General features: G+C 72.0%; 17 protein-coding genes and 1 pseudogene. 8 read left to right on the forward strand and 10 right to left on the reverse strand.

Annotated elements, in window-relative coordinates; all coding sequences use genetic code 11:
• Positions 1-396 precede the first annotated feature (396 nt).
• Complete coding sequence (locus DJ476_RS13230) at positions 397-609, reverse strand: hypothetical protein (protein ID WP_070205469.1); 213 nt, start codon at positions 607-609, stop codon at positions 397-399.
• A 175-nt stretch (positions 610-784) separates the two neighbouring features.
• Positions 785-1,522 (reverse strand): metallophosphoesterase, encoded by a 738-nt coding sequence (locus DJ476_RS13235; protein ID WP_112490583.1) that lies wholly within the window; start codon positions 1,520-1,522, stop codon positions 785-787.
• 140 nt (positions 1,523-1,662) lie between these two features.
• Here DJ476_RS13235 and DJ476_RS13240 point away from each other — a divergent pair, with 140 nt between their 5' ends.
• Both DJ476_RS13240 and DJ476_RS13245 read left to right on the forward strand, forming a co-directional pair.
• Positions 1,663-2,253 (forward strand): CGNR zinc finger domain-containing protein, encoded by a 591-nt coding sequence (locus tag DJ476_RS13240; RefSeq protein WP_103416788.1) that lies wholly within the window; start codon positions 1,663-1,665, stop codon positions 2,251-2,253.
• A gap of 512 nt (positions 2,254-2,765) precedes the next feature.
• The gene (locus DJ476_RS13245; protein ID WP_318294643.1) at positions 2,766-3,161 is read left to right on the forward strand and encodes a hypothetical protein; all 396 of its coding nucleotides are present in this window, start codon (positions 2,766-2,768) and stop codon (positions 3,159-3,161) included.
• A gap of 90 nt (positions 3,162-3,251) precedes the next feature.
• On the opposite strand, the gene DJ476_RS13250 is transcribed toward DJ476_RS13245, so the two are convergent.
• On the reverse strand, positions 3,252-4,535 hold the full coding sequence (locus tag DJ476_RS13250; protein WP_018490705.1) for a geranylgeranyl reductase family protein: 1,284 nt from the start codon (positions 4,533-4,535) through the stop codon (positions 3,252-3,254).
• Between the two features lie 97 nt (positions 4,536-4,632).
• On the opposite strand from DJ476_RS13250, the gene DJ476_RS13255 reads away from it, so the two are divergent.
• Entirely contained in the window at positions 4,633-5,166 is a 534-nt protein-coding gene (locus DJ476_RS13255; protein WP_112490584.1) for a GNAT family N-acetyltransferase, read from the forward strand.
• Between the two features lie 13 nt (positions 5,167-5,179).
• Here DJ476_RS13255 and DJ476_RS13260 read toward each other — a convergent pair whose 3' ends face one another.
• Together DJ476_RS13260 and DJ476_RS36045 are read right to left on the reverse strand one after the other, a co-directional pair.
• Complete coding sequence (locus tag DJ476_RS13260) at positions 5,180-5,872, reverse strand: demethylmenaquinone methyltransferase (protein ID WP_070205474.1); 693 nt, start codon at positions 5,870-5,872, stop codon at positions 5,180-5,182.
• A 30-nt stretch (positions 5,873-5,902) separates the two neighbouring features.
• Positions 5,903-6,728, reverse strand: a pseudogene (locus DJ476_RS36045) (TauD/TfdA dioxygenase family protein).
• A 204-nt stretch (positions 6,729-6,932) separates the two neighbouring features.
• Here DJ476_RS36045 and DJ476_RS13275 point away from each other — a divergent pair.
• From DJ476_RS13275 to DJ476_RS13285, 3 genes are read left to right on the forward strand one after another with little or no spacing between them, the layout of a single operon-like run.
• Positions 6,933-7,472 carry a SigE family RNA polymerase sigma factor gene (locus tag DJ476_RS13275; protein WP_112490585.1) on the forward strand — a complete coding sequence of 180 codons (540 nt, stop codon included), beginning with the start codon at positions 6,933-6,935 and terminating at the stop codon, positions 7,470-7,472.
• Between the two features lie 9 nt (positions 7,473-7,481).
• Complete coding sequence (locus tag DJ476_RS13280; protein WP_162638685.1) at positions 7,482-8,078, forward strand: hypothetical protein; 597 nt, start codon at positions 7,482-7,484, stop codon at positions 8,076-8,078.
• Positions 8,075-9,085, forward strand: a complete 1,011-nt coding sequence (locus DJ476_RS13285) for a DUF3152 domain-containing protein (protein WP_112490587.1) — start codon at positions 8,075-8,077, stop codon at positions 9,083-9,085. Before DJ476_RS13280 ends, DJ476_RS13285 begins: the two co-directional genes overlap by 4 nt.
• 32 nt (positions 9,086-9,117) lie before the next feature.
• On the opposite strand, the gene DJ476_RS13290 is transcribed toward DJ476_RS13285, so the two are convergent.
• The 4 genes from DJ476_RS13290 to DJ476_RS13305 form a co-directional block, all read right to left on the reverse strand.
• A complete protein-coding gene (locus DJ476_RS13290; protein ID WP_103416783.1) occupies positions 9,118-9,798 on the reverse strand; it encodes an imidazolonepropionase-like domain-containing protein in 681 nt (226 codons plus the stop codon).
• Positions 9,799-9,805: 7 nt separating this feature from the next.
• Positions 9,806-11,005: a cyclic dehypoxanthinyl futalosine synthase gene (mqnC, locus tag DJ476_RS13295; RefSeq protein ID WP_112490588.1), complete on the reverse strand. Its 1,200-nt coding sequence runs from the start codon at positions 11,003-11,005 to the stop codon at positions 9,806-9,808.
• Between the two features lie 71 nt (positions 11,006-11,076).
• Complete coding sequence (locus DJ476_RS13300) at positions 11,077-13,047, reverse strand: serine/threonine-protein kinase (RefSeq protein WP_112490589.1); 1,971 nt, start codon at positions 13,045-13,047, stop codon at positions 11,077-11,079.
• A 255-nt stretch (positions 13,048-13,302) separates the two neighbouring features.
• On the reverse strand, positions 13,303-14,196 hold the full coding sequence (locus DJ476_RS13305; protein WP_019762154.1) for a menaquinone biosynthetic enzyme MqnA/MqnD family protein: 894 nt from the start codon (positions 14,194-14,196) through the stop codon (positions 13,303-13,305).
• Positions 14,197-14,605: 409 nt separating this feature from the next.
• Here DJ476_RS13305 and DJ476_RS13310 point away from each other — a divergent pair, with 409 nt between their 5' ends.
• On the forward strand, positions 14,606-14,809 hold the full coding sequence (locus DJ476_RS13310) for a cold-shock protein (RefSeq protein ID WP_003967102.1): 204 nt from the start codon (positions 14,606-14,608) through the stop codon (positions 14,807-14,809).
• A 193-nt stretch (positions 14,810-15,002) separates the two neighbouring features.
• Positions 15,003-15,857 (forward strand): MerR family transcriptional regulator, encoded by an 855-nt coding sequence (locus DJ476_RS13315; protein ID WP_112492502.1) that lies wholly within the window; start codon positions 15,003-15,005, stop codon positions 15,855-15,857.
• Between the two features lie 83 nt (positions 15,858-15,940).
• On the opposite strand, the gene DJ476_RS13320 is transcribed toward DJ476_RS13315, so the two are convergent.
• Positions 15,941-17,161: an amidohydrolase family protein gene (locus tag DJ476_RS13320; RefSeq protein WP_112490590.1), complete on the reverse strand. Its 1,221-nt coding sequence runs from the start codon at positions 17,159-17,161 to the stop codon at positions 15,941-15,943.
• Positions 17,162-17,444: the final 283 nt, after the last annotated feature.

Here is a 17,444-nt window from a genome sequence, read left to right on the forward strand (position 1 = left end):
GACTGTGGCTGTGACTTGAGCGTGTATGGCATGAGTGGCAGACCCCTTGACGGAACCGTCGGTGGACAGACGTACCGAGGTGCGGGGATGCGGGGCGTTGCCGAGAGAAGCCCGGTCGAAGGGTGCGGACATCGACCGGGGCACGCGCGGACCCGACGTACGTACGGCGATGGATCGGCGCGTACGTGGGGTGGGAACGGCCCGTACCCGCGGTGGTCCGGCGGGGGCGTGGCCGTGGGGAGGGAGCGAGGGGCGCCGGTGGCCCGGGAAGGGCGTCCGGCGGCGCTCGGGCTCCTAGATGTTCAACGGCGGTCGGCCCACCGGTACCACCGGTGGGCGGAGTCTGTCGGACTCGGGGCTGGACATGCCGGGCATGGGGTCGAGGCTACCGTCCGGTCAGCGGCGGCGGGCCGGTCGCGACGGTTCCGGGGCGGGCAGGGCGTCGCCCTCGTACCCGTCCTCGTACTCGTCGTCCTCGAGGGCGCGCGAGCCCGGGGCGAAGTGCGGTTCCAGGAAGAGGCCGTGGTGCTGGGGCGCGGCGACGGCGGGCGCGGTGGCGGCGGCCGGTTCCGTACGGGAGGTCTTCCGGGGCAGGGATGCGGTGGTCATGGCTGAGTCCTTGGGGTCGAGCAGCGCTGTATCGGCTTGTTCCGTACCCCGCCGGCCTGCGTTCGATGGGAGGTGAGGGGGGAGACCTGAGCGTGCGTCATGAAGAGGTGCGCGTACGCCCGGCGCGTGAATCATTGCACATGGGTGCGCGGACGGCCCGGCAATATGCACGGGCTCAGAGCACGGTACGGAAATGGGTGGTCAGGCGCCGGTCCTCACCCAGGACGTGGAACGCGAGCCCCGGGGGCTGGTCGCGGTCGGCCGGGCGGTCCCCCTCCCAGGGCATGCGCAGGGTCCAGGTCACGGCGGGTCCGACGATGAGGGGGCGCCCGGCGAAGGTCGAGGCGGCGGCGGTGTGGGCGTGGCCGGTGAGGACGGCGACGGCCCGGGGGTGGGCGGCGAGAAGGGCGGCGAGGTGTTCGGGCTCCTCCAGGCGGCAGGCGTCGGGGAGCGGGTGGTGGAGTTCGACGGGCGGCTGGTGGAAGGCGATGAGGGCGGGGACGCCTTCCGGGAGCGCGGTGAGGGTGGCGTCGATCCAGGCCAGCGTCTCCGTGTCGAGGCGGCCCTCGTCGCGGCCGGGGATGGTGGAGTCACACATCAGGATGGCGGTTCCGGCGATCCGGTGCACGCGGTTGACGGGGCCTTCGGCGGGGGCCTCGCCGAGAAGGGCCTTGCGGTAGGCGGGGCGGGCGTCGTGGTTGCCGGGGCAGGGCAGTACGGGGAACGGGGCGGCGAGGATACGGGCCGCCTCCTCGTACTCGGCCTCCGTCCCGTGGTCCGCGATGTCCCCGGTGACCAGCAGGGCGTCGACCGGGCGGGGCAGGGCGCGCAGGTACTCCATGGTGCGGGTGGCCCGGCGGGTCGCGCGTTCACTCCCGTCCAGGTGGAGATCGCTGATCTGGGCGAGCAACATGTCGGACCATCCCCCGTCTAACGTTAATTCTCGATCTTCCGTTAGGACTCTAGAGTGGAGACCGGACAGAGTTCAAGAGGCCTTCGACGACCGGCGGCCGAGGGCGGTGAAGGGGGCGACCGGTGGCAGAGCGGCCCGTCATGGCGCTGGCGAGCACGATCCACCACGGCGGAGACGACGGCATCGTCGACGACCTGGACACGGTCCGGGGGGTGGCGCGGTGGCTCCAGCAGCAGAGCGAGAGCCTGGCCGGCGAGGGCCTGGCTGTCGGTGACCTCGTGGCGGACGAGGAGTTGCGGGACGGGATCATCGGCGTACGGAGGGCCGTGCGGGCCCTGTTCGCGCGGGTGGTGAGCCCGGCGCCGCCCAGCCCGGCCGACGCCCACCGCCTGATGCCCGCCGACGAGGCCCTCGCCCACCTCAACGCGGCCGCCGCCCGGGAGCCCGTCGCCCCGCAGCTGCACTGGCCCGCCGAAGGGGCCCCGGCGGCCCGCCTGTTGTCCGCCGAGGCCGACCCGCACGTACGGCTCGTCGCCGCCTTGGCGCGCGACGCCGTCGACTTCCTGAGCGGCCCCGAGCGCGAACAGCTCCGGGCCTGCCACGCACCGCGCTGCGTCCGGTACTTCCTCAAGAGCCACGGCCGCCAGGAGTGGTGCAAGCCGTCCTGCGGCAACCGCGCCCGGGTGGCCCGCCACTACGAACGCACGCGGGGAACGACGGCCGGTCCGTGAGGGTGTCCGCGGCGAGGGCGTCAGCCCCGCACCGTCCTCCGTACGCCGCGCACAGGCGACCGGCCCCGCAAGCGCACCGCCGGAGCCGACCGCCACCTGAACGTCCGACGGCTACGTACGCACCCCACCAGCGGCCATCCGCCTTGGTGCATCCCCTCGTCGCCTCCGCGAACAGCTCGGCCGTGGCGCGCGGTCGGCCAGGGAGCCGGTCCGCGTCGATCGCATGGGACGAGTGGGAACACGTCAAGGCCGACGTGGAAACGGGGGAAACGGCGACGCGGCTTCATCAGAGCCCGGACGGTTCCGGCGGCGACCAGGCCCCTCGATGAGTCCTTGGGAGCCGTGCTGGGGGAAAATGCGCATTCAGGCAGCCGTCATCGCCGGCCAATACGACAAGGTAGAACTTGACTAGGCTAGTTGCAAAAATAGGACTCATGCTCGTGGCGGGCGCGTTGATCACGGGATGCTCGAAGGGAAATGAGGCGGCTGTGGAAGCGCGGAACAGTCAGGCCGTGAGCGCGGAAACCGAGAAGACCTCCAGTCGCATTCTCGAAATGCTCGCCGTCAAGGGCAAGGTCACCGAATCGGGCGCGATGACAGCACCGTGCACGGACAACGGATCCGACGAGAAGACCTTCCGCGCCCGTCACCCGTGGAGTGTTCACCAGGCCCCGTTCGTCGAACTGCAGGCGGGCATGGAACGCCTGCGTCGCGAACTACCGAAGGACGGCTGGGAGATCGTGAAGGACGGGACGGACAGCAGCACGGCGAAGAGTCCGCAGCTCGTCGCGGAATCCGCGGGGCGTGAATTCGCGGTGGACGTGCGTCTGCGCAGGGCAAGCAGCGTCGGAAACGCCCCGGATCTTCTTGAGGTCACCGTCGATTCGGCGTGCTTCCGATCCGAGTAGCGGGGCTTTCGGGCGGGGTTGATATGTGAAGCGGTGGTGTGTACCCAAGGGGTACACACCACCGCGTCCATTACGGGCAGGCTTGAGGCTCTAGGCCTTCGGGGCCACCTTCGAGAGGCCGTTGATGATGCGGTCCATCGCGTCGCCGCCCGTCGGGTCGGTGAGGTTGGCGAGCATCTTGAGGGTGAACTTCATCAGCAGGGGGTGGGTCAGGCCGCGTTGGGTGGCGACCTTCATGACCTTCGGGTTGCCGATGAGCTTCACGAAGGCGCGGCCCATCGTGTAGTAACCGCCGTAGGTCTCCTTGAGGACCTTCGGGTAGTTGTTCAGGGCCAGTTCGCGCTGGGCGGGGGTGGCGCGGGCGTGGGCCTGGACGATGACGTCGGCGGCGATCTGGCCGGACTCCATGGCGTACGCGATGCCCTCGCCGTTGAACGGGTTGACCATGCCGCCCGCGTCACCGACCAGGAGGAGGCCCTTGGTGTAGTGCGGCTGGCGGTTGAAGGCCATGGGGAGGGCGGCGCCCCGGATCGGGATCGTCATGTTCTCCGGGGTGAAGCCCCAGTCCTCCGGCATCGAGGCGCACCAGGCCTTGAGGACCTCGCGCCAGTCCAGCTCCTTGAAGGCGGAGGAGGAGTTGAGGATGCCGAGGCCGACGTTGGAGGTGCCGTCGCCCATGCCGAAGATCCAGCCGTAGCCGGGCAGCAGCCGGTCCTCGGCGCCGCGGCGGTCCCACAGCTCCAGCCAGGACTCCAGGTAGTCGTCGTCGTGGCGGGGCGAGGTGAAGTACGTACGGACCGCGACGCCCATCGGGCGGTCCTCGCGGCGGTGCAGGCCCATCGCGAGGGAGAGGCGGGTGGAGTTGCCGTCGGCGGCGACCACGAGCGGGGCGTGGAAGGTGACCGGGGTCTTCTCCTCACCGATCCTCGCCTCGACGCCGGTGATCCGGCCGGTGCGCTCGTCCCGGATGGGGGCGCCCACGTTGCAGCGCTCGTAGAGGCGGGCGCCCGCCTTCTGCGCCTGCCGGGCCAGCTGCTCGTCGAAGTCGTCGCGTTTACGGACCAGTCCGTAGTCCGGGTAGGAGGCGAGTTCCGGCCAGTCCAGCTGGAGCCGGACGCCGCCGCCGATGATGCGCAGGCCCTTGTTGCGCAGCCAGCCGGCCTCCTCGGAGATGTCGATCCCCATGGAGACCAGCTGCTTCGTGGCACGGGGCGTGAGGCCGTCGCCGCAGACCTTCTCCCGGGGGAAAGCGGTCTTTTCCAGCAGCAGGACGTCTAGTCCGGCCTTGGCGAGGTAGTACGCGGTCGTGGAGCCCGCTGGGCCCGCTCCGACGACGATCACGTCCGCGCTGTGCTCGGAGAGGGGCTCGGTCACGGTCGGATCTCCCGAAGACTCGAATTCGCGTGCCGCGCGGCACATGTCCCGTGCAGTCTATGGGGGCCTGCAGAACAACCCTCCGAAGGGCTCCCTCATGTCGATAGCACCTGTTCCGCCGCCCACCGCTCCGGCGCCCGCCGTACGCCTGCGCGTACCGACCGACGAGGACGCCCTGATCTGGCACCGGATCTTCGACGACCCCGAGGTGATGGAGTTCCACGGCGGCCGGAGCGCGGAGTTCTCCGTCTACGAGGAGTTGACCGCGCGGCAGCGGCGGCACGACGCGGAGCTGGGCTTCTGCCTGTGGACGCTCACCGACGAGGACACCACCGTGCTCGGCTTCACCGGCGCCCAGCCCTGGCCGCACACCCACTTCGGCCCGGTCGGCGCCATCGAGATCGGCTGGCGGCTGGCACGCACGGCGTGGGGGCGCGGGTACGCCACCGCAGCCGCCCGCACCACGCTGGAGCGGCTGCGGGCGGCCGGGGTGCCGGACGTCGTCGCGATGATCGACTCCCGTAACGCCCGCTCCATCGCCGTGGCGGAGCGGCTCGGGATGCGGCACGCGGAGACCTTCACCACCCCGCGCGCCGGGCAGCAAGGGTACTGCTACCGGTTGGAGCTCTAACGATCGGGGGCGCTCAGGCGCGGGTGGCCCTGTGCAGGGCCACCACGCCGCCCGTGAGGTTCCGCCACGCCACCTTCGACCAGCCCGCCTTCTGAAGGAGTGCGGCGAGGCCGGGCTGGTCGGGCCAGGCGCGGATGGACTCGGCGAGATAGACGTACGCGTCCGGGTTGGAGGAGACCGCCCGTGCGGTGGGCGGGAGCGCGCGCATCAGGTACTCGGTGTAGACCGTGCGGAACGGGGCCCAGGTCGGCTGCGAGAACTCGCAGATCACGACCCGGCCGCCCGGCTTCGTCACCCGGTACAGCTCGCGCAGCGCGGTCTCGGTGTCCTGGATGTTGCGCAGGCCGAAGGAGATCGTGACGGTGTCGAACACCTCGTCCTTGAACGGCAGCCGCATCCCGTCACCGGCCGTGAACGGCATCCACGGGTGGCGGCGCTTGCCCACCTCCAGCATGCCGAGCGAGAAGTCGCACGGAACGACGTAGGCGCCGGCCTGGGCGAAGGGCTGCGAGGAGGTCGCGGTGCCGGCCGCCAGGTCGAGGATCTTCTGCGCGGGGCGGGCGTCGACCGCCGCCGCGACCGCCTTGCGCCACAGCCGGGCCTGGCCCAGCGAAATTACGTCGTTGGTCAGGTCGTAGTTGGCCGCCACACCGTCGAACATCGAGGCGACTTCGTGCGGCTGCTTGTCCAGGGAGGCTCGGGTCACCCCTCCATTCAAGCAGCCGGGGCGTACGGATCAGTGGGGGCGGTCCCCCGCTATCGCCACCCGCTCCCCGATGCGGCGGTGCGGGGCGTAGTCGTTGACCGCGCAGTGCTGCGTGGCCCGGTTGTCCCAGAATGCGACATCGCCCGCCCGCCAGCTGTACCGCACCTGGAACTCCGGCGCGTGCGCCTGCTGGAACAGCAGGCGCAGGAGGCGGTCGCTCTCCTCCTGCGCGAAGCCCACGATCCGGGTGGTGAAGGACGCGTTCACGAAGATCGTCCGGCGGCCGGTCACCGGATGGCGCCGCACCACCGGGTGCTCGACCGGCGGGAGCTGATCCTGGTGCGGAGCCAGCCGCTCCGGCGGGTAGAAGCGGGAGAACCCGGGGATGAAGTCGTGCACCGCCCGCGCCCCCCTCGATGCGCTCCTTCACCTCCTCGGGCAGGTTGTCGTACGCCGCCGCCATGTCCGCCCACAGCGTGTCCCCGCCCACCGGCGGCACCTCCCGCAGTTGGAAGACCGCGCCGAGCGCCGGGCGCTCACGGAAGGTGACGTCGGCGCTGATGCCGAGGTGCTCGATCAGGGTGTGGCCCTGGTAGCCGCGCACCCCGTCGTGCGTACCGGAGGTCTCCAGCAGCGCGTTCCACACGGCGGCGGGTGACGGGACCAGCACCGGGGACCAGAGCTGGAGCGCGGTCACCAGCTGCCAGAGCGCGAGGAGCGTGGCGAGGGCGACGAGGCGGAGCCCGACCCGGCGCCAACGGGCCCCGCGCTCCGGCCGCCGCCCCACGGGCGCGGGGGCAGAGGCGGGAGCAGGGGCGTCGGCGGCCCGTTTCCGTACGGAAGTGGGCGTGGTCATGGAGGGCTCCGGGAACGAGGGCAGGGAACGGCGGACCCATGCAGACAGCCACATATGCGGACATGTCAGGCGCGGAGAAGGTTCGTACTGCGGAGTGAGACGTTCCGTCCCGCCGGTCGGCCCCGCGAATCGATGGCGATCCGCCTTCAACCTTTTCCGCACCCGCGAACTCTGTAAGGGGTGGAACGAGGAGAGGGAGGGCGGATGCCGGCAGGGGCGGAGCCCGAGGGGGCGGCGGCGGACGGCGGGAGCGCCGCGTTCGAGGCGTACGCGCGGGACGGGCAGCGGCGGCTGTACCGCACGGCCTATCTGCTCTGCGGCAACATGGAGGGCGCCAAGGACCTGACGCAGACCACCCTGGCCAAGCTGTTCCAGCACTGGCGGCGGGCGAGCCGGGCCGACAACCTCGACGCGTACGCCAAGACCGTCCTCGTCCGTACGTATGTGGCCGAACGACGGCGTACCGTACGGGATTTGCTCGCCCACCGCTCCAACCCGCCGCGCCCTCAGGCCGATCCGGCCCCGGGTGCCGACCTCCGCGTCACCCTGCTCGCCCTGCTCGACGAACTTCCGCCCCGGGCACGGGCGATGGTCGTCCTGCGGTACTGGGACGATCTGAGCGTGGAGCGCGTCGCCTCGCTCCTGCGGTGCAGCGAGTCCACGGTGAAGAGCCAGTGCTCCCGTTCGCTCGTCCGGCTGCGCGCCCGCCTGGGCGATGTCCAGCTCTACTCCACCGGAAGCTGAGGGCCGGTCATGACCGCAGAACCACAGCCGGGTCACCCGGCAGGACCGGCCCCGGCCGACGAGGAGTTGTTCCGGGACGCGCTGTGCCGGACCGCCGACGACCTGCCCCCGCTGCCCGATCTGGTCCCCGACGCCGTACGGGAGGGGCAGCGGCGACGGGCCCGGAGGCGCGGGCTCGCGGTGGCGGGCGCCTTCACCGCGGTGACCTGCGTGACGCTGGGCATCGCCCTGCTGGGACCCTTGCTCCGGCACACCCCCGACGCCGAACCCGCCGCCCCTCCCTCCGGCCCGTCCATCACCCGGCCCGCGCCGGAACCCACGCCCACGCCGGGGCCCGCGTCCACGTCCACGCAGGGACCGACGGCTACCCCGGAGTCCTCCGCCACGTCCGCTCCTTCCGCCACTCCGGCGCCCTCGTTCACCCGGCCCGCGCCGGACACCTCCCCCGACCCGACGGAGCCCGTAACCGGCATGCCGACCCCCACCCCCTCGTCCTCGTACCCACCCGGGTCCCCGCCCCCGCCGCCCTCCTCCGCTCCGCCCGGCCCGGGACGGCCCGGCGACGGGCCGCACGCCGCGATACCGGGTTCCGGGGCCGCGTCATGACGGGCCGGCGCGGACCGGGCACCCTGCCGCGCGACGAACCGGCCCGTGGCACTGCGGTGTCGGGGCGGCGGGTCCGCCCGGGTGACCGCGCAGGTGACCGCCCGGGAGCCGGTGGTTCCCGGCGCGCACCGGGAGACCGCCCCCAGCCCCGCTCGCTCTCCCGGTCCCGCTCCCGTGAGCGGCGAAGACGGCGGAACCGGCGCCGGACGGTGGGGCTGGCCGTGCTCGCCCTGGCGGCGGTGGCCCTGGTGGCGGCCCTCCTCGACCGGCCCTGGCTGAGCGGCGACCCGTCCGTCACCGCCGCCCCGGACCCCGCGAGCGATCCCGCAGCAGGGACCGGTGACGACAGCGCCGAGACCCCGATCGCCCCGCCCCCGTCCCCTGAGCCCGAGCCCACACCCACCCCCGCCGACACCGACGATCGCTCCTCCCGCACCTCCGACGACGTGCCCGCCTCCGGCCCCGGGACGTTCAGCGTCGCCCGCGCGGGCGTCACCAGGTCCGGCAAGGGTGAGCCCTACCGGGTGGAGGTGGAGGACGGCATCGGCGTCGACCCCGACCGGGCCGCCGAGGAGATCGCCGCGATCCTGGCCCACCCGCGCGGCTGGAGCCACGGAGGCGAGCGTTCGTTCCGCCAAGTCACCGACACATCAGCCGGGTTGGTGGTCAAAATAGCCACCCCGGAGACCACGGACCGGCTCTGTGGTGCGTACGGCCTCAAGACCCGCGGTGAGGTCAACTGCCGGGGCGGCGAACAGGTGATGGTCAACTTGAAGCGCTGGCAGCTGGGTTCACCGCAGTTCGACGGGCCCGTCGCCGAGTACCGGGCCCTGATCATCAACCACGAGGTCGGCCACTGGCTGGGCCGCGGCCACGAGACCTGCCCGGGGAAGGGACGCCCGGCGCCCGCGATGATGCAGCAGATCGACGGACTGAAGGGGTGCGTCGCCAACGCCTGGCCGTACGACGCCAAGGGGCGCTATCTGGGCGGCCCTTCGGTGCCGTGAGCCCCGGGGCCGTACGCGTACGGACGTGGGGCTCAGCGGGCGCGGTGGACGAGCCGGCCCGCCAGTACGGTCGCCACGCACCGCCCGGCCCCGCCCGTGCGCAGGGCCTCCTCGGCGGGCACGTCGAAGACGGCGAGGTCGGCGCGCCCACCCACGGTCAGCGGGCCGTGGGCGGTGGCGGCGAGGTCACCGCCGTACGCGAAGGGGTCCAGGTCGCCGCCGGGCGCGGAGGGGTCCAGGTCGGCCGCACCAGAAGGGACGCGGCCGGGGGCGGGCACCACGGTCAGCCCGGACCGGGCCAGTGCCGTCCGCAGCGCGGGCTCCTCCGCGCCGAACGGGCCCACCACATGCGTGGTCCCGTGCCGCAGCATCCGCTGGAGCCCCCGCCGTACGCTGCCTGCCCGCCGGGCCGTGTCCATGGTCGCCGCGATCCGCTCGAACTCCTCGCCCCACAGGGGCAGTTCACCCAGCTCGTCGGCCTCGCGCGGGTCCGGGTGGTAGCAGCGGGTGAGCAGCGCGCGGGCCCGGTCCTGGCGGAGGCCGGGGGTGAGGAGGCCGGGCCAGCGGCGGACCCGGGCGGCCGGGTACGCGGCGGCGACCTCCTCGTACGGACCGATGGCGGCGATCCGGTCGCCGTCCACCACGACCGCCCCGTCCGCGACGGCCGCCGCGCCGACCGGAAGGACCAGCGGCGCGGCGTGGATCGTCAGCACGGGGACGTCAGTTGGCGTTGAGGAGCTTCAGCTCCGGGTGGGCCGTGCCGCCCTCGATCGCGGTGGAGGAGATGTGCGAGACCACGCGCTCGTCGACCGGGTCGTTCGCCGGGTCGTCGTGCACGACGAGGTGCTCGTACGTCGTGGCGCGCTGCGCCGGGACCCGGTCCGCCTTGCGGATCAGGTCGATGATCTCCAGCCGGTTGGAGCGGTGCTTGGCGCCGGCCGAGGAGACGACGTTCTCCTCCAGCATGATCGAGCCGAGGTCGTCCGCGCCGTAGTGCAGGGAGAGCTGGCCGACCTCCTTGCCGGTGGTGAGCCAGGAGCCCTGGATGTGGGCGACGTTGTCGAGGAAGAGCCGGGCGATGGCGATCATCCGCAGGTACTCGAAGAGGGTGGCCTGCGTGCGGCCCTTCAGCTTGTTGTTCTCCGGCTGGTAGGTGTACGGGATGAAGGCGCGGAAACCGCCCGTACGGTCCTGGACGTCCCGGATCATCCGCAGGTGCTCGATCCGCTCGGCGTTGGTCTCGCCGGTGCCCATCAGCATGGTGGAGGTGGACTCGACGCCCAGGCCGTGGGCGATCTCCATGATCTCCAGCCACCGCTCGCCGGACTCCTTGAGCGGGGCGATGGCGGTGCGCGGCCGGGCGGGCAGCAGCTCGGCGCCCGCGCCCGCGAAGGAGTCGAGCCCGGCGGCGTGGATGCGGCGGATGGCCTCCTCGGCGGAGACCTTGGAGATCCGGGCCATGTGCTCGATCTCGGAGGCGCCGAGGGAGTGGATGACCAGCTGCGGGAACGCCTTCTTGATCGCGGAGAAGTGCTCCTCGTAGTACTCCACGCCGAAGTCCGGGTGGTGGCCGCCCTGGAACATGACCTGGGTGCCGCCCAGCTCGACGGTCTCCGCGCAGCGGCGCAGGATGTCCTCGATGTCCCGGGTCCAGCCCTTGTCCTTGGCCTTCGGGGGCGCGTAGAAGGCGCAGAACTTGCAGGCCGTCACACACACGTTGGTGTAGTTGATGTTGCGCTCGATGATGTACGTCGCGATGTGCTCCGTACTGGCGTAACGGCGACGGCGCACGGCGTCGGCCGCCGCCCCCAGCGCGTGCAGCGGGGCCCGGCGGTAGAGCTCGAGCGCCTCCTCCGGGGTGATCCGACCGCCCTCGGCGGCTCGGTCGAGGACGGGCTGGAGATCGGCCTTCTCGGTCACCGGGCTGTCACCTTTCGGCGGTTTTTTGAGGATCCTCGGACCGATCCAGCGTACGCCAGCCCCTTGTGCCGTCAGCCGCCGGACCTGGTGAGGTTTCCGTACGGGAGACCCGCGCCGCGCTCCTCCGAGCGGTAGTCGAGGGTTCCGTCGCCGGTGAGCTCGAAGACCAGGTCGGCCTCGGTGGTGGTGCAGAGGCCGGGGGTGCTGGGACGGTCCGGGTCGGTGCGCTCGCGGACCTTCAGCTGCTTGGCCGTGCCGGAGGTGAGGGTGCCGACGCTGTTGCAGGTGATGGTGATGCCGAGCTGGGAGATGGTGTTGGACATCCGGACGACCTGGGTGCCCCTCTTCCCCTCGGTGAAGACGGCGGTGAGCGTGCCGTGCGGCTGCCCGCTCGTCCTCTCGGTGAGGGCGCCCTTCCAGGTGCCGACGAACGCCTTCGGCAACTCGGCGACGGAACCGTCCTCGGCGCTGTCAGGGGCGGACGTGGCCGGTGCCGGGTCCTCGGACGCGGGGGCCGAACCGGAGGCGGAGGCGGTCGGGGACGGCGGTTCGGCCGCGGTGTCGTTGCCCTGGCGCCGGTCCGCGTCGCCGCCCGGGAAGAAGCCGTCGAGCAGGCCCGAGCCGAGGGCGACGACCGCGAAGGCGCCCGCCACGGCCAGCGCCACCGTGCAGCTCACCCGGCGGCTCCGGTGCGCTCCGGCGCCCGCGTCGGCGTCGGGGCCCGCGCCCGTGCTCGTACGCGCGCTCGTCTGTGAGTCGGCGGTGACCGAGACGGAGAACCGGGGGTCGCGGGCCCGCTGCCCGGGGAGCCCGGCCTCCGGGGGCGCGCCGGGCGGGGGCGGGGTGCCCGGCGGAGTGCTGCCGTCCGGTACGTGGGTGGGCGGCGGGCCGAAGGCCCCGAGCGGTCCGGAGCGGGGGCCGGAATCGGAGCCCGTACGGGAATCGGAGCCTGTACGGGAATCGGAGCTTGTACGAGGAAACTCGGAGCCCGTGCGGGGATCGGAGCCCGTACGGGGAGGGGACCCCGGTTCCGTGGCGGAGCCCGTGCGGGCATCGCCTCCCTGCCCCTCGTGCGGGCTCGCCCCGAAGCCCGCCCCCAGCGACGCGCTGCTGAACGGCACCGGGCCCGACCCCACCGGCGCGTCCTGCGGTTCCAGGTCCAGCAGGGCCACCGCCGACCGGCTCACCTCGCCCACCAGGCGGCCCGGCAGCCACCCCGCCGCGACCATCGCCGCCGCCCCGTCCGGCGCCAGGATGCGGGCGAGGTCGGCCGGGGCGGGACGGTCGTCCGGGTCCTTGGCCAGGCATCCGGCGACCACCTCGCGCAGATCGCCCTCCAGGTCGCCCAGTTCGGGCTCCTCGTGCACCACTTTGTAGAGGAGTACGGCGGAGGAGTCGCCGGAGAAGGGGGCGTGGCCGGTCGCCGCGTACGCCAGGACCGCGCCCAGCGAGAAGACGTCCGCCGCGCCCGAGACGTCCCGGCCCCGGATCTGCTCGGGCGCCATGTAGCCGGGCGAGCCGACGGAGACGCCGGTGGAGGTGAGCGAGACGGTCGCGCCGAGGGCCCGGGCGACGCCGAAGTCGATGAGGCGGGGGCCGTCCAGGGCCAGCAGCACGTTGGAGGGCTTCACATCGCGGTGGACGATGCCCTGCCCGTGGACGACGTGGAGGGCCTCGGCCAGGCCCGCGCCCAGGGTGCGGACCGCGTGCTCCGGCAGCGGGCCGTGCTCGGTGATCGCCTGGGAGAGCGGCGGCCCGGCGACGTAACCGGTTGCGACCCACGGCACCGGCGCGTCCGGGTCGGCGTCCAGGACCGGGGCGGTCCACTGCGCGCCGATGCGCCGCGCGGACTCCACCTCGCGCCGGAACCGGGCGCGGAACTGCTCGTCCAGCGCGAAGTGCGGGTGGACCACCTTGACCGCGACCGTCCGGCCGCCGGCGCTGCGCCCCAGATAGACCCGGCCCATGCCGCCCGCACCGAGCCTGCCGAGCAGCCGGTAGGCACCGATGGTGCGCGGCTCGCCCGCCTCCAGCGGCTGCATAGGGACTCCCCCCGATCCGGTGACGCGGTCCGGCTGACCCTGTGACGGTCCGGACCCGGACCGAAGCCTAGGCGGCGCCACCGCCCCGGTCACCGGCAAACGGCCGGACCATTCCACCTTCTCCGGGCAGGAGGGGATTTTTTCGCCCCGGGGAAAGGCGCAAATACGTTGTCCACCGCGTTGTCCGGCCGTTCTCCTCCCATTTCCCGCCCGGGAACCGGAAAGTGAATTCGAAGCGGACGGACCATTCCCGGCTCAGCCGCCGAGCAGCTCCACATGGACATCCGCCGGGTATCCGGTGTCCGCTCCGGTACGGCGGGCGAACTCGCGGACACCGGCGAGCTGGTCCGGGCCGAAGCGGAAGTCCAGGGTCGTGAAGTACCGCTCCAGCACCCCGGCGTCGAAGGCCTCCCAGCGGGCCGCCTGCTCCGCGACCTTGGCGACCTCCTCCAGGGAGAGGTCCCGGGAGGCGAGGAACGCCTCGTGCACCTTGGCGGCCGTCTCGGGGTGGGCGGCCAGGAAGTCCTTGCGAGCCGCCCAGACGGCGAAGACGAACGGCAGCCCCGTCCACTCCTTCCACATCGCACCCAGGTCGTGGACCTGGAGGCCGAGGCGCGGGGCGTCGTGCAGATTGGCCCGCAGGGCGGCGTCACCGATCAGGACGGCCGCGTCCGCCTCCTGCATCATCAGCCCGAGGTCGGGCGGGCAGGTGTAGTAGTCGGGCCGGACCCCGTACCGCTCGGCCAGCAGCAGCTGGGCCAGGCGTACGGAGGTGCGCGAGGTGGAGCCGAGCGCCACCCGGGCCCGGTCCAGCTGCTCCAGCGGGAGCTGGGAGACGATCACGCAGGACATGACGGGCCCGTCGCAGCCGACCGCGATGTCGGGGAAGGCCACCAGGTCGTCGGCGTTGCGCAGGTACTCCACGAGGGTGACCGGGCCGATGTCCAGGTCCCCCCTGATCAGCTGCTCGCTGAGCCGCTCCGGGGTGTCCTTCGACAGCTCCAGGTCGAGCAGGGTCCCCGTACGCGCCAGACCCCAGTAGAGCGGCAGGCAGTTCAGGAACTGGATGTGGCCGACGCGGGGGCGGCTGCGACGGTCGTCGCCTTCACCGGCCGGGACCTCGCGGGCTGAGACGGTTGAATTGTCCACATCGCGAGGCTAAACCCGCGCCGGAGGCGGAGCACCACCGGGGCGTCTCCGGGGCGTCTCCAGGGCTTCTCCGGAAGGCCTTCGAGGCGCGTACGGGATGCCTCCCGTACACCTCCGGGACGCCCTCGGGACCGTCGTTCCGAGGGCGTCCCGGAGCACCTCCCGGGCCGTCTCCGGGGGCCCGGAGACGGCCCCCGTCACCTCTCCGGCGAGGCAATCAAACATTCGGGTGAAGTGATCTTTCCCTCTACCGCTCGCCAGAGGCTGCGTGCTAGGCTCGCTCGCAAGTTGCAGTTTGGTTTCCCTTGCAGTACAGAGCCTGCGGAGCATGTAACCCGCAGGCTTTTGTAGTTTTCAGACTTGTTTGCAGGTTCTGGAGCAGGGCAACCCTTTGGCCCAAGGAGGGCTTATGGCTACCGGAACCGTCAAGTGGTTCAACGCTGAAAAGGGCTTCGGCTTCATCGCCCAGGACGGCGGCGGCCCGGATGTCTTCGTTCACTACTCCGCGATCAACGCGTCCGGGTTCCGCTCCCTCGAGGAGAACCAGGTCGTGAACTTCGACGTCACTCAGGGGCCCAAGGGTCCGCAGGCTGAGAACGTCACCCCGGCCTAGTTGCCCGGGTCGGCCGATCGCGGTCGCACCAGCAGTACCCAAGGAGCCCCGCTCCCCCGCTTCGGCGGAGGAACGGGGCTCCTGCCTGTGTACGGACTCCCGCCGGTGTACGGGCTCCTGCCCGTACACGGCCCGCGATCCGCCGGTACCGCTTGACCCTCACACCATGTGAAGCCGTGCAGTGGGAGCCATCATGTTCACCATCGGAGACTTCGCCAGGTACGGACGGGTGTCGCCCCGGATGCTGCGTCACTACGACGCCATCGGACTGCTGCGCCCGGACCGCACCGACCCCGCCACCGGCTACCGCTTCTACGGCGCCGCCCAGCTCGCCCGGCTCAACCGGATCATCGCGCTCAAGGACCTCGGTTTCACGCTCCAGCAGGTGGGGGCCGTCCTGGACGAGCAGGTGGGCCCGGAGGAGCTGCGCGGGATGCTGCGGCTGCGCCGGGCGGAGCTGGCGGAAGCGGTGGCGGCCGCGACCGCGCGGCTGGCCCAGGTCGAGGCGAGGCTCCGGTCGATCGAGAGCGAGGGGCACATGCCTGCCGACGACGTTGTGATCAAGACCGTTCCGGCGGTCCGGGTGGCCGAGCTGACCGGGACGGCGGCGAGCTACGAGCCGCAGGACATCGGGCCGGTGATCGGTCCGCTGTACGAGAACCTCTTCCCGCTCCTGGAAGGCGCCGGCATCCGGCCCACCGGCCCCGGGATCGCCCGCTACGAGGACGCGCCGCAGGACTCCCCCGAGGGCGAGGGCGGCAGCGGCGGCGGCGCCATCGTCGTCCACGCCGGGGTGACGGTGTCGGCCCCGGTGGGCCCGGTCGGGGACACCGGGGTGGAGGTCGTGGAGCTGCCCCCGTTCGAGGCGGCGACCATCGTGCACCGGGGCGCGATGGACGACGTACTGCCCACCGCGCAGACCCTGGCCCGCTGGCTGGACTCCCACGGCTACCGCTCCACGGGGTACGCCCGCGAGGTCACCCTGGAGTGCCCGCCGGACCGGGACCAGTGGGTCACGGAGCTGCAGGAGCCGGTGGCGAAGGTGTAGCGGCCGGGTCCGTACGGGGAGGGGTGCCCCTCCCCGTACAAGCCCTCCGTCAGACCTCCGTCAGGCCTCCGTACGAACGTCCCCTACGCCCCCGCCCAGAGCCCGTCCTCCGTCAGCCCCAGCAGGTCGATCGCGTTGCCGCGCACGATCCGGTCCACGACGTCCGGGGCGAGGTGGCCCATCTGGGCCTCGCCCACCTCGCGGGATCGGGGCCAGGTGGAGTCGGAGTGCGGGTAGTCCGTCTCGTACAGGACGTTCCCGACGCCGATCGCGTCCAGGTTCCGCAGCCCGAAGGCGTCGTCGAAGAAGCAGCCGTGGACGTGGTCGGCGAACAGCTCGGACGGCGGGCGGTGGACCTTGTCCGCGACACCGCCCCAGCCCCGGTTCTCCTCCCAGACGACGTCGGCGCGCTCCAGGATGTACGGGATCCAGCCGATCTGGCCCTCCGCGTACATGACCTTCAGGTTCGGGAAGCGTTCGAACTTGCCGCTCATCAGCCAGTCGACCAGCGAGAAGCAGCAGTTGGCGAAGGTGATGGTGGAGCCGACGGCGGGCGGGGCGTCGGCGGAGGTGGACGGCATCTTCGAGGAGGAGCCGATGTGCATGGCGATGACGGTGCCGGTCTCGTCGCAGGCGGCGAGAAACGGATCCCACTCGTCCGTATGTATCGACGGAAGCCCGAGATGGGGAGGTATCTCGGAAAACGCGACCGCGCGCACGCCCCGGGCCGCGTTGCGCCGGACCTCGGCGGCGGCCAGCTCCGCGTCCCAGAGCGGGACGAGGGTGAGCGGGATGAGGCGGCCGTGCGCCTCGGGGCCGCACCACTCCTCCACCATCCAGTCGTTGTACGCGCGCACGCCGAGCAGCCCCAGTTCGCGGTCCTTCGCCTCGGTGAAGGTCTGGCCGCAGAAGCGCGGGAACGTGGGGAAGCAGAGCGCGGACTGGACGTGGTTGACGTCCATGTCGGCCAGCCGGTCGGGGACCGAGAAGGAGCCCGGGCGCATCTGCTCGTAGGTGATGATCTCCAGCTTGATCTCGTCCCTGTCGTAGCCGACGGCGGTGTCCAGGCGGGTGAGCGGCCGGTGCAGGTCCTCGTAGACCCACCAGTCGCCCACCGGCCCGTCGTCCCCCTTGGCGCCCATCACGGGCGCGAACTTTCCACCCAGGAAGGTCATTTCCTTCAGGGGCGCGCGGACGATGCGCGGGCCGGAGTCCGCGTACCGGGACGGGAGCCGGTCCCGCCAGACATGAGCGGGCTCCACCGTGTGGTCGTCCACCGAGATGATCTTCGGGAAGGTCTCCATGCGTTCCACGGTAGCGTTGATCTGACGACCCGTCAGCTCCCGTGCGCGCATCGGCGCCGGGCGCGGCCCCGCGCACGGTTCCCCGATCGTTGTCGAGGGCTTGTGCAGAGCGTCACCCACTGCTGACGTGCCCGCCCGCGACAAGGCAGACTGTTGAGCGCGATACCAGCGGTACCGAGCAATCCGGATGTACGCCGCACTTCGACGCACGGGCGGACAAGGGGCGGACAGGCGGGGCGGAGACGCGAGCGCTCGGATACCGGCACCACCGGCAGAGCCCGCT

The organism is Streptomyces bacillaris, assembly GCF_003268675.1.
Taxonomy (GTDB): Bacteria; Actinomycetota; Actinomycetes; order Streptomycetales; family Streptomycetaceae; genus Streptomyces; species Streptomyces bacillaris.

What these genes read in the sequence shown, in the direction of transcription:
- DJ476_RS13310 (WP_003967102.1), top strand. Translation starts at nt 14,606, where the DNA reads ATGGCTACCGGAACCGTCAAGTGGTTCAACGCTGAAAAGGGCTTCGGC.
- DJ476_RS13230 (WP_070205469.1), bottom strand. Translation starts at nt 609, where the DNA reads ATGACCACCGCATCCCTGCCCCGGAAGACCTCCCGTACGGAACCGGCC.
- DJ476_RS13240 (WP_103416788.1), top strand. Translation starts at nt 1,663, where the DNA reads ATGGCGCTGGCGAGCACGATCCACCACGGCGGAGACGACGGCATCGTC.
- DJ476_RS13285 (WP_112490587.1), top strand. Translation starts at nt 8,075, where the DNA reads ATGACGGGCCGGCGCGGACCGGGCACCCTGCCGCGCGACGAACCGGCC.
- DJ476_RS13255 (WP_112490584.1), top strand. Translation starts at nt 4,633, where the DNA reads ATGTCGATAGCACCTGTTCCGCCGCCCACCGCTCCGGCGCCCGCCGTA.
- DJ476_RS13275 (WP_112490585.1), top strand. Translation starts at nt 6,933, where the DNA reads ATGCCGGCAGGGGCGGAGCCCGAGGGGGCGGCGGCGGACGGCGGGAGC.
- DJ476_RS13235 (WP_112490583.1), bottom strand. Translation starts at nt 1,522, where the DNA reads ATGTTGCTCGCCCAGATCAGCGATCTCCACCTGGACGGGAGTGAACGC.
- DJ476_RS13320 (WP_112490590.1), bottom strand. Translation starts at nt 17,161, where the DNA reads ATGGAGACCTTCCCGAAGATCATCTCGGTGGACGACCACACGGTGGAG.
- DJ476_RS13300 (WP_112490589.1), bottom strand. Translation starts at nt 13,047, where the DNA reads ATGCAGCCGCTGGAGGCGGGCGAGCCGCGCACCATCGGTGCCTACCGG.
- DJ476_RS13315 (WP_112492502.1), top strand. Translation starts at nt 15,003, where the DNA reads ATGTTCACCATCGGAGACTTCGCCAGGTACGGACGGGTGTCGCCCCGG.
- DJ476_RS13280 (WP_162638685.1), top strand. Translation starts at nt 7,482, where the DNA reads ATGACCGCAGAACCACAGCCGGGTCACCCGGCAGGACCGGCCCCGGCC.